Raw genomic sequence first — 240 nt, forward strand, 5'->3', positions numbered from 1 at the left:
AAAGCGCTCGCCGACTACCGTACCGATGCCCGCGAGACCGGCGCCTCGATTGCCGCCAACTTCTCGCAGGCGTCGGTGATCCGCTTCTCCGCCAAGGACATTCAGGTTCAGGGCAGCGACACCTTCGCCGGCCGGGTTCTCGCCGACGCCGGGGTGCAGCGCCCCGGCGCGCAACGCGAGGGCTCGTTCACGGTGGACAGCCTCGCCTCGCAGAACGATCGCGACAAGGTCGAGGGCGAC

The 240-nt window shown here is 69.2% G+C and carries 1 pseudogene; it reads left to right on the forward strand.

Annotated features, from left to right (window positions below):
• Positions 1–240: pseudogene (locus ON37_RS26475) on the forward strand (transporter); the annotation flags it as partial.

Origin of the sequence: Nocardia veterana NBRC 100344, assembly GCF_000308855.1 — a bacterium.
Lineage (GTDB): Bacteria > Actinomycetota > Actinomycetes > Mycobacteriales > Mycobacteriaceae > Nocardia > Nocardia veterana.